General features: G+C 65.5%; 1 pseudogene. It reads right to left on the bottom strand.

The window, feature by feature from the left end:
- A pseudogene (locus AB0Q99_RS34255) lies at positions 1-1,723 on the bottom strand (hypothetical protein); the annotation flags it as partial.

Genomic DNA, 1,723 nt, shown 5'->3' with positions numbered 1-1,723 from the left:
CGGTACCACCCGACGGAACATCAGTCACCGGACCCCACGGACCACTACCACCAGCCTGGCAGTTCGCCGCAACGTTGGAAAGACACACCTCCTTCAGCACGACCAGCGTCGACACGTTCGCCGTAGCCGAGGACGGCGGCGTGGTCACCGGAGTCGTACCACCCGGCGGAACATACGTCGCCGTCACCGTGTTCGTCGTGGACTGCGTGATGTTCGCGTTCGAGCAGTAGAAGAACACACTCTGGCTCGCCGGCACATTGAACGTCCCAGCAGCCGTCACACACGACGGCGCCACCGTGTCATTCAACGTCGCACCCGTGATCGCGGTCCCATCGGTGTTCGTCACCGTGATCCGCCAGTACGCGGTACCACCCGACGGAACATCAGTCACCGGACCCCACGGACCACTACCACCCTGACCACAGTCAGCAGCGTTGGCCGAAAGACAGACCTCCTTCTTCACGACCAGCGTCGACACGTTCGCCGTCGCCGAGGACGGCGGCGTGATGGTCGGCGGAGTCCCCGGCGGGGAACCCGGCGGCACGAACGACGCCGTCACCACGTTCGTCGTGGACTGCGTGAGGTTGGAGCTGGAGCAGAAGAACTGCTTGCTCTGACCCGCGGGAAGAGTGAACGTCCCAGCCGCCGTCACACACGACGGCGCCACCGTGTCGTTCAACGTCACACCCGGGATGTCGACCCCGTCGGTGTTCGTCGCGGTGATCCGCCAGTACGCGGTACCACCCGACGGAACATCAGTCACCGGACCCCACGGACCACTACCACCAGCCTGGCAGTTCGCCGCAACGTTGGAGAGACAGACCTCCTTCAGCACCGTCATCGACGGCACGTTCGCGGTCGCCTGCGACGGCGGCGTGGTGGTCGGCGGAGTGCCGGGAGGCGAACCCGGCGGGACGAACGTCGCGGTCACCACGTTCGTCGTGGACTGCGTGAGGTTGGAGCTGGAGCAGAAGAACTGCTTGCTCTGACCCGCGGGAAGAGTGAACGTCCCAGCAGCCGTCACACACGACGGCGCCACCGTGTCATTCAAGGTCACACCCGGGATGTCGACCCCGTCGGTGTTCGTCGCGGTGATCCGCCAGTACGCGGTACCACCCGACGGAACCGAAGTGACCGGACCCCACGGACCACTACCACCCTGACCACAGTCAGCGGCACTCGCGGAGAGGCAGACCTCCTTCTTCACCGTCATCGACGGCACGTTCGCGGTCGCCTGCGACGGCGGCGTGGTGGTCGGCGGAGTCCCCGGCGGGGAACCCGGCGGGACGAACGACGCCGTCACCACGTTCGTCGTGGACTGCGTGAGGTTGGAGCTGGAGCAGAAGAACTGCTTGCTCTGACCCGCGGGAAGAGTGAACGTCCCAGCAGCCGTCACACACGACGGCGCCACCGTGTCATTCAGCGTCACACCCGGGATGTCGACCCCGTCGGTGTTCGTCACCGTGATCCGCCAGTACGCGGTACCACCCGACGGAACATCAGTCACCGGACCCCACGGACCCACACCACCCTGACCACAGTCAGCAGCACTCGCGGAGAGGCAGACCTCCTTCAGCACCGTCATCGACGGCACGTTCGCCGTCGCCGACGACGGCGGCGTGGTCACCGGAGTCGTACCACCCGGCGGAACATACGTCGCCGTCACCGTGTTCGTCGTGGACTGCGTGATGTTCGCGTTCGAGCAGTAGAAGAACACACTCTG

Origin of the sequence: Kitasatospora sp. NPDC086791 (assembly GCF_040685975.1) — a bacterium.
Taxonomy (GTDB): domain Bacteria; phylum Actinomycetota; class Actinomycetes; order Streptomycetales; family Streptomycetaceae; genus Kitasatospora.
The sequence above is the reverse complement of the archived record's forward strand: the minus strand, read 5'-3'. Positions and strand labels throughout refer to the sequence as shown.